Raw genomic sequence first — 7,761 nt, forward strand, 5'->3', positions numbered from 1 at the left:
GTGCCGAACAGCGACCAGGCGATGTCGGTCAGCTTGTCGGTTTCGCAGTAGCGGCTCGCCATCAGATAGAGCAGCAAATCGTCGGGCAGCTGGTCGATCGGCACCTGCTGCGCGTCGGGCGCCACCCGATCGGGCAACCCGGAATCGCGCACCAGCGCATGGCCGCGCAGCGTCACGCCACCGCTAGGGGCCATCAGCCGGCCGCAGATATTGCCGAAACTGTCGCGGTAGAAGCTGATGGGAACGCCGGGCTCGGCTGTGATGGCTTCCGTGCCGATGATGTCCTGACGGCGCGACGGGTGGATCGAGAGCATGATCACCATCGGCGTCGGCTGCGGCGCGGCGTAGGTAATGTCGAAACCCACCTTGATTTCCATGGTCAGACGTTTGCCTCCTCGCCGACGGAAACGACGTTGATGCCGATCTCCATGCCGACAAAGGCGTCGGCCGAACCGAGATAGCTGCCGTGCAGGGGAATCGCCTGGCGCGGATCGCGCGCCACCGCGACGCGCACGAGGTCGCGGGTGCCGACGATGCCGTTGGTGGGGTCGAACTCGATCCAGCCGGCGCTCGGCAGATACACCTGCACCCAGGCGTGGGTGTTGCCGCCGCCGACATAGCCATGCGCGCGATCGCCGGGGATGGCGATGTAGCCGGAGACGAAGCGCGCGGCGATGCCGAGCCGGCGCAGCGCCTCGATCATGAACAGCGCATAGTCGCGGCAGGTGCCGGACTTGAGCTGCAGGGTGTCGAGCGGATGCTGGGTGCCCTGCTCGTGACGCTTGCGGTAGGTGAAGGCCTCGCGGATGCCATGGGTCATTTCGCTGAGGATCTTGAAGGTCGGGGTAGGCCCTTCCGCGTCGAGAAAATTCCGCGCCCACGCCGACAGTTCGCCCTGCGGGTCGCCATATTGCGGCGTGATGAATTGCACGAGGTCGGGAAACTCCTCGTCGTCGTAGACGAACGGATAGAAATAGGCCGCCTCGTCCGGGGTCAGGGTGTACTCCTCGGCCGGATTGTGCTCGACGGTCGCGGTATTGACGAATGACAGGAGATCGGCGCGCTCGTCGAAGGTCGCGATCGCGACGCTGTTGCCGAACACGTCATGAATCCAGCGCAGCGACATCGGCTGCGGCGAGATCTCCAGATTGTTCGACAGCACGCGCAGATCATGGCCATCGCGCGGACGCAGCATGATGCGATGTTCGCCGAACGCCACCGGGTGCGCATAGCGATATTCGGTCTTGTGATGAATCGTCAGCAGCGGCATCGTCGACCACAATAATTATGATTTTAGGCGGTGCAATCTATACTGATCCCTGCTTATTTCTAAATCGATATGCTGCTTCGCTAGGCAAACGAGCAAGGAAACATGGATTTGGAAGGTATTGGCGACACTTCATTACTCCTGGATGCCCGGGATGTTCCGCCGGTGCTCGAGGATAATGCCACTGGGCGCTCGCCGTTCCTGCTGGTTTGCGACCATTACGGCCGCACCGTTCCGCGCGCGCTCGGCGATCTCGGGCTGCCGGCGAGCGAGTTCGAGCGGCATATCGCCTGGGATGTCGGCATTGCCGGGGTGGCGAATGCGCTGTCGAAGCAGCTCGGCGCCCATCTGATCGCGCAGCGTTATTCGCGGCTGGTGATCGACTGCAATCGTCCGCCGCAAGCGCCGAGCTCGATCCCGCGCCTCAGCGAGGCGACCGTCATCCCCGGCAATGAAGGGATATCGCCATCGACGGCCGAGGCGCGGCAGGCGGCGATCTTCGATCCCTATCACCGCCGCATCGACGAGGTGATCGAGGCCCGCCTGCGCGACGGTGTCCCCACGTTGCTGGTGTCGCTGCACAGCTTTACGCCTGTCTACGCCGGCGTCGCGCGGCCCTGGCATATCGGCACGCTGTATCAGCGCGATACAAGGCTGCCGCCGCTGCTGTTAAAATACTTGCGCGCCGAGCCCGATCTCGTGGTCGGCGACAACGAGCCCTATGCGGTCAGCGACGACACCGACTACACCATTCCCGTTCACGGCGAGAAGCGCGGGCTGATGAACAGCGGCATCGAAATCCGCCAGGACCTGATCACAGACCAGGCCGGCCAGCAGCAATGGGCGGGCCGGCTGGCGCGGATCTTTGGCGAGATCGAAGCGGCGTTGCGGGAGCGGGGGATGATTTAATCGCGACTAGCGCGCCCGCGCCAGCGCCAGCCAGATGCCGCCGCCGATCATGAAGCCGCCGGAGACGCGCGACACCAGCCGCGTCCGTGGACCTGAAAAGAATTTTCGGGCGCGGCCGGCCAACAGCGCATAGATCGAATCGGTGATCGCGCCGGTGACCATGAAGGTGGCGCCGAGCAGCGCCACCTGCGAGAAATGATCCCGGCTCATGTCCATGAACTGCGGAATGAACGCGCCGAAGAACACCAGCACCTTGGGGTTCGACAGCAGCACCAGAAAACCCTGCAGGAAGAAGCCGCCGCGCGGCGGAGGCGGCGGTTCGTCGGCATTGACGCCTTCGACCGGGAAGCGGATCAGCTTGATGCCGAGCCAGACCAGATAGGCGGCGCCGGCAAAGCGCACCCAGTCGAACCAGTAACCCATGGTCGCCATCAGCGAGGTCAGCCCGATCGCGACGATGCCGATCACGATCGCCAGCCCCGCCTGGACGCCCAGGATATTGGTCAGCGCCGCGCGCGTGCCATGCCGCAGCCCATTGGCGATCACCAGCGTCACCACCGGACCCGGAATCAGCGCCAGCACGATGCAGGCGGCGACGAAAGCGAGATAGACGTTGAGGGACATGGGGGGCTCGTGCGCAGGAAAAGGGATCGCTGCATTATGCATGATTGGACGAGCGGCGGAAGCAGCGCTTTCTTCCCTCTCCAATTGTGGGAGAGGGTGCGTAGGCGACCTTCCGGCCGCCGTTTTTAGAAAACACGCCGATGCTATTGCATCGGCTACGGCGAAGCATCGCGGACGGGTGAGGGGTCTGTCTCCGCGGATAGAGACCCCTCATCCGGCGCTTCGCGCCACCTTCTCCCACAAGGGGAGAAGGGAAGAAGCCCGCCTCACCCGCCGCCGAGCGCCGCCGTCATCCAGCGCTTCATGTCGCCGGCGCCCAGAAACGCCAACGCGGCACGCTCAACTTCGGCCGCAGTGCCCCTGCCCTGCGCCACGGCGACCAGGAGATCGCAGCGGTGCGCCACCGCGATGCCGACGGCGGCGTGGTGTGAGCCGTCGGACATGTCGAGGTCGTAGGCCCGCGCGCGGCCGGACATGTCGGCGATGCGAACGACGCCGCCGGGCGCGCGCGGCGCGAAGTTTTGCGTGATCATGTCGAGATCGGCGACGCGGTCCACCTCATCGTCGTCGGCGACGCCCGAATCGCAGTTGCAGAAGCCGATCTTCGGCCGCACGTAGAGCTCGATCCCCTCGCCGCAGGCTTCAGCCCGGCAGCGAAACGCGCGCCCCGCGGGCCAGCCGTCGCGCGGGAACGGCCAGGCGATCTCCCGCCAATTGACATCGCCGATGCCGCCGTCTTGCGGGCGCACCTTTTGATACGCCGCAAAACCGGACAAGGCGCCGAACGCCAGCGCCGCAATCAGAATGGCAATCAGGCGGCGCATGACGCAAACCTCTTAAGGCAACCCGGCGGCTTTGCGCGCGTCGCCGGTGAGTTCCAGGATATGCAGACCGGTATTGGCGCGATCGACGATGTAGATATAGCCGCGATCGTCGGTCTCGACATTGTTGGTCTGGATCGCGACCTTGCAGCGATCCTTGCCGTCAACGGTGACGCAGCGCTTGTCGGTCGACGCCGTGATCGAGGGGATGAAATAGCCGACTTCGGCGGGATGATAGGGATCGCGGATGTCGAGCGCCCGCACGCCGGCATTGAAGAAGGCGATGAAGGCCATCTTCTTGTAATAGACCGGCGCCATGCTCTCGTTGGAGGAGTGCGAGCCGAACCGCCCTCCCCGCTCGCAGAACGAGCCGCTGGCCTCCGGCACCGTGTAGCTCGAAATCATCATCGGACGGCTCTCGACCGTGACGTCGGCGAACCACACCATCTGCCGCGGCTCGCCGCATTCGTTCAGGATCGCCTCGTCGACGATCATGACGATGTCGCGGGCCTGGCCGTCCTTGTCGCGGGCGAATTCGGCGATCGGCATTTTCAGCATCGGAAAGGTGGTGTGGGCGCCGTTGAAGGCCGACATCGCCAGCCGTGAGATTTCCGGATAGCGCAGATTGTCCGGCGTCGGCTCCTTCGGGCCACTGATGAGCTTGTCGCGATCGACGATCTGCAGCAAGCCACCCTTGTCGGTGCCGTAGCCGAAATAGACCCGGTTGCCTTGCGGGCCGGTCGAGATCGGCCCGTGCACTTCGGTCGGCACCGCGCCGGTCGAACCCGGCTCCTGGCCCGGCAGGCCGAAGTCGCGGATTTTAATCGGATGCGCGGGGTCGCTGAGGTCATAGACCTGCGTCATGCGGCGGGTGCGCCAGTCCGGCGCGCCCGAGACCAGAAAGGCGATGCCGGTGTCGCATTCCCACCAGCTCTTGTGGGTGTCCTTCAACCCGCCGAGCCGCGTGATCAAAACGGGGTTGGCGGGATCGGCGACGTTCCAGATTTCGTGCGCCTCGTTGCCGAATGTACGAAGCATATAGACTGCGTTGCGATCGCCCTTGGGCAGCGTTTTGCCGTCGCAGACGCGCACCATCTGCGCCCCACCGCCCTCGTACTTGCCTTCCTGTCCGGGAATGTGGCGCAAATATCGGGGATTCGCGGGATCGGTGACGTCGACGACCGAGGTGCCGTTCGGCTCGGCCTTTCCGGTCAACGGATTGACCGGGTCGGGAACCGCGTCGGTGCCGCCGTGATGGCCGATATAGGCGATCCAGCGGTCGCCCTGATGATGGATGGTCGGCTGATAGGCGCTGCGCGCCTGCAGATCGTTGGCTCCGACCAGCCGCATGTTGGAGGCTTCCGGCGGCGCGCCGATGAGCTGTTGCTGGGCAGAAGCGAAGCCCCCGCACGCGACGAAAGAGACACAGAGATAGGTTGCCAGTTTGATGCGACCGGTCATGCTTTTTTCCACCCAGGCTGTTGAACCGTTTTTTTGTTTGGCCGGAGCGCGACGCTAGCACAGCGAAATGAACGCGCCAAAGCACCCTCTTGACATGCAACCATTTGGTTGCCTATTATCTCAGCCATGGATGACGTCTTCAAAGCACTGGCCGATGCTTCGCGACGGTCGCTGCTGGACAGGCTTCACGCCAGAAACGGCCAGACCCTGAACGAACTCTGCGACGGCATCGCCATGACGCGGCAGGCGGTCACCAAGCACCTTGTCATTCTCGAACAGGCCAACCTCGTTACCACGCTCCGGCATGGCCGCGAGAAGCTGCATTACCTCAACCCGGTGCCGATCCATCAGATCGGCGAGCGGTGGATCAGGAAATTCGAGCGCGGAAAACTGACCGCGCTCAGCGAGTTGAAGAAGCAGCTGGAGAAGCGTGATGAGTAAACCGGAATTCGTCTATGTCACCTACATCGAGACCACGCCCGAAAAGCTGTGGCAGGCGTTGACTACGAGCGAATTCTCGCAGCGCTACTGGTTCAACACCGAGCTGCAATCCGACTTCAAGGTGGGCTCGCCCTTCGCGCTGGTCATGAACGGCACCACTACCGATGTCGGGGAAATCCTGGAGGCCGATCCGCCGCGACGGCTGTCCTACACCTTCCATCATGTGCTGAACAAGGAAGCGCGCAAGCAGCCGCCGACGAAGGTGGTGTTCACGCTCGAACAGCACGGCAATCTGGTGAAGCTGACGCTGACCCACGAAAACTTCGCCGCGGGCTCCGAGCTTCTGGACGGCATCTCCAAGGGATGGCCGGCGATCCTGGCCAGTCTCAAGAGCCTGCTGGAAACCGGCACCGCGCTGGCGATCCCGATCGCCGCGCTCGACATCGAGGGAATGGAATGAACGTCGCCAATTTCAAGCCAATGACCGTCTACACCATCTACATTGCGTCGACGCCGGAGAAGGTGTGGAAAGCGCTGACATCGGCCGAATTTTCCCGGAAATATTTTTTCGGCAATTCGGTCGAAATCGAACTCAGGATAGGTGGCGCGTACATCATGCGGACGCCGGATGGCGCGCTGCATATCTCCGGCGAGGTGATCGAATGCGATCCGCCGAAGAAGCTCACCGTCACCTTCAACGTCAACTGGCCGGCGCTGGTCGAAAAGCTCGGACCGACGCTGGTGGCCTACGAGATCGAGCCTGCCGGCGAGGCCGTCCGGCTCACCATGACCGAGTCGCACGACCGGCCGCTCAGCGACGACATCCTCTCCGGCGGCCGCCAGGGCTGGCCCGCGATCCTGTCGAGCCTGAAGAGCCTGCTGGAGACGGGAAATCCGTTGCTCATCAAGATGGCGCCGCCGCAGCGGATGCTGGCGGCGCTGAAGGAAATGGGCATCGCGACGCCGTAGCGGTTCGACAAATGTGATCGTCATAGGCGGGCTTGACCTGCGTATCCATCAATCTTCGCAAAAGATTCTTTCGAAGTCGATGGATTGCCGGGTCAAGCCCGGCATTGACGGTTAGGAATTGGGCACCGGCGCGACGATGCGCCGATACAGATGCCAGGTGGCGTGGCCGAGCACCGGGAGCGTCACCAGCAGGCCGAGAAAATACGGCAGCGACGAGACGATCAGCAGCACCACGATGATGGCGGCCCAGCCGATCATCGGCACCGGGCTGGTCACGACCGCGCGGACGCTGGTGATCATCGCGGTGACGAAATCAACATCGCGGTCGAGCAGCAGCGGAAACGACACCACGGTCAGCGAAAACAAAATCAGCGACAGCGCGGCACCAACGACGTTGCCGATCGCGAGGAACACCAGCCCCTCATTGGTGGTGAGCACCACCGTGATGAATTCGCGCAGGCTGGAGAACGAGGCGTTGAGGCCGATCAGCAGCGCGATCAACAGGCGCACCTGGTACATCCAGATCACGAAGACGAAGAGCGTGACGAAGGCCATCCAGCCGATTTCGCCGCGCGAGATCACGGTTGACCAGATGGCGGGAAGCGAGATCGGCTGCCCCGTCTCGCGCCGCCGGCTCAGTTCATAAAGCCCGATAGCGACAAACGGGCCGATCAGCGCAAAACCGGCCGCCAGCGGATAAGCCAGATAAACCAGGCCGAACGCGGTCAGGCAGAGCAGGATCGCAACGCCGCCGCCGGCATAGAGCGCGCCGAACAGCAGCCCGTAGAGCGGCATAGCCTGGAAATCGCGCAAGCCCTGCCCGAGCGCTTCCGCGATGTCGGCGGTACTGATCCGCCGCACCACCGGATCGACCTTGCCGGAGACGGATGTCATCGGCCTTCCCTCCCAACTTGTTGTGAGAGATGGTGCCGGGCATTGGGGGGCGCGTGTTGATTTGAGTCAATCCTGGCGCGAAGGGCCGGCTGAGCTGATTTTGAAATGCGCGGCTGCAGCAATCTCTTCTTCATCCCTCGCCACGAGCGGGAGTAACAATCCTCCCCGATGTGCCGTTGCGCACCGAGGTCGGCGTCTTCGACGCACCGGATTGACTGAGTCACTTCTTCAGATAATCGAACGCGACCGTCCCCAGGCCCAGCGTGAGATCCGCCCTGAAGTGCAGCGCGGATACCACCTCGCGCACCGGCAGCTTTGCCACGTCGGCGAGCGCGTGCGGGAATAGGCCGAGCGCCGCCGGGCCGGTCCAGGCCT

At 63.5% G+C, this 7,761-nt stretch carries 10 protein-coding genes and 1 pseudogene; 4 read left to right on the top strand and 7 right to left on the bottom strand.

From position 1 onward, the window contains the following. A pseudogene (locus QZ213_RS21220) lies at positions 1-377 on the bottom strand (transglutaminase family protein); the annotation flags it as partial. A gap of 2 nt (positions 378-379) precedes the next feature. After that, positions 380-1,270: a transglutaminase family protein gene (locus QZ213_RS21225; protein WP_291688058.1), complete on the bottom strand. Its 891-nt coding sequence runs from the start codon at positions 1,268-1,270 to the stop codon at positions 380-382. 102 nt (positions 1,271-1,372) lie between these two features. Between QZ213_RS21225 and QZ213_RS21230 the strand changes: the two genes are divergently transcribed. Continuing rightward, a complete protein-coding gene (locus QZ213_RS21230) occupies positions 1,373-2,176 on the top strand; it encodes an N-formylglutamate amidohydrolase (protein ID WP_291688059.1) in 804 nt (267 codons plus the stop codon). A 6-nt stretch (positions 2,177-2,182) separates the two neighbouring features. On the opposite strand, the gene QZ213_RS21235 is transcribed toward QZ213_RS21230, so the two are convergent. The 3 genes from QZ213_RS21235 to QZ213_RS21245 form a co-directional block, all read right to left on the bottom strand. After that, entirely contained in the window at positions 2,183-2,800 is a 618-nt protein-coding gene (locus tag QZ213_RS21235) for a LysE family translocator (RefSeq protein ID WP_291688060.1), read from the bottom strand. Between the two features lie 266 nt (positions 2,801-3,066). Then, the gene (locus QZ213_RS21240; RefSeq protein WP_291688061.1) at positions 3,067-3,624 is read right to left on the bottom strand and encodes a hypothetical protein; all 558 of its coding nucleotides are present in this window, start codon (positions 3,622-3,624) and stop codon (positions 3,067-3,069) included. A gap of 12 nt (positions 3,625-3,636) precedes the next feature. Continuing rightward, positions 3,637-5,082, bottom strand: a complete 1,446-nt coding sequence (locus QZ213_RS21245; RefSeq protein WP_291688062.1) for a hypothetical protein — start codon at positions 5,080-5,082, stop codon at positions 3,637-3,639. 126 nt (positions 5,083-5,208) lie between these two features. Between QZ213_RS21245 and QZ213_RS21250 the strand changes: the two genes are divergently transcribed. Genes QZ213_RS21250 through QZ213_RS21260 form a run of 3 tightly spaced genes read left to right on the top strand, consistent with a single transcriptional unit; the run spans position 5,209 to position 6,492 of the window. Then, the gene (locus QZ213_RS21250; RefSeq protein ID WP_291688063.1) at positions 5,209-5,523 is read left to right on the top strand and encodes a helix-turn-helix domain-containing protein; all 315 of its coding nucleotides are present in this window, start codon (positions 5,209-5,211) and stop codon (positions 5,521-5,523) included. Beyond that, positions 5,516-5,983, top strand: a complete 468-nt coding sequence (locus QZ213_RS21255; RefSeq protein WP_291688064.1) for an SRPBCC family protein — start codon at positions 5,516-5,518, stop codon at positions 5,981-5,983. Before QZ213_RS21250 ends, QZ213_RS21255 begins: the two co-directional genes overlap by 8 nt. Further along, a complete protein-coding gene (locus tag QZ213_RS21260) occupies positions 5,980-6,492 on the top strand; it encodes an SRPBCC family protein (protein ID WP_291688065.1) in 513 nt (170 codons plus the stop codon). Before QZ213_RS21255 ends, QZ213_RS21260 begins: the two co-directional genes overlap by 4 nt. Positions 6,493-6,603: 111 nt before the next feature. On the opposite strand, the gene QZ213_RS21265 is transcribed toward QZ213_RS21260, so the two are convergent. Together QZ213_RS21265 and QZ213_RS21270 are read right to left on the bottom strand one after the other, a co-directional pair. Continuing rightward, positions 6,604-7,386: a DUF2189 domain-containing protein gene (locus QZ213_RS21265; RefSeq protein WP_291688066.1), complete on the bottom strand. Its 783-nt coding sequence runs from the start codon at positions 7,384-7,386 to the stop codon at positions 6,604-6,606. Between the two features lie 220 nt (positions 7,387-7,606). Next, positions 7,607-7,761, bottom strand: a 155-nt coding sequence (locus QZ213_RS21270) for an acetoacetate decarboxylase family protein (protein WP_291688067.1), incomplete at its 5' end; no start/stop codon positions are given.

This window comes from Bradyrhizobium sp. (assembly GCF_017881085.1).
Classification (GTDB): Bacteria; Pseudomonadota; Alphaproteobacteria; order Rhizobiales; family Xanthobacteraceae; genus Bradyrhizobium.

What these genes read in the sequence shown, in the direction of transcription:
- QZ213_RS21225 (WP_291688058.1), bottom strand. Translation starts at nt 1,270, where the DNA reads ATGCCGCTGCTGACGATTCATCACAAGACCGAATATCGCTATGCGCAC.
- QZ213_RS21230 (WP_291688059.1), top strand. Translation starts at nt 1,373, where the DNA reads ATGGATTTGGAAGGTATTGGCGACACTTCATTACTCCTGGATGCCCGG.
- QZ213_RS21235 (WP_291688060.1), bottom strand. Translation starts at nt 2,800, where the DNA reads ATGTCCCTCAACGTCTATCTCGCTTTCGTCGCCGCCTGCATCGTGCTG.
- QZ213_RS21240 (WP_291688061.1), bottom strand. Translation starts at nt 3,624, where the DNA reads ATGCGCCGCCTGATTGCCATTCTGATTGCGGCGCTGGCGTTCGGCGCC.
- QZ213_RS21245 (WP_291688062.1), bottom strand. Translation starts at nt 5,082, where the DNA reads ATGACCGGTCGCATCAAACTGGCAACCTATCTCTGTGTCTCTTTCGTC.
- QZ213_RS21250 (WP_291688063.1), top strand. Translation starts at nt 5,209, where the DNA reads ATGGATGACGTCTTCAAAGCACTGGCCGATGCTTCGCGACGGTCGCTG.
- QZ213_RS21255 (WP_291688064.1), top strand. Translation starts at nt 5,516, where the DNA reads ATGAGTAAACCGGAATTCGTCTATGTCACCTACATCGAGACCACGCCC.
- QZ213_RS21260 (WP_291688065.1), top strand. Translation starts at nt 5,980, where the DNA reads ATGAACGTCGCCAATTTCAAGCCAATGACCGTCTACACCATCTACATT.
- QZ213_RS21265 (WP_291688066.1), bottom strand. Translation starts at nt 7,386, where the DNA reads ATGACATCCGTCTCCGGCAAGGTCGATCCGGTGGTGCGGCGGATCAGT.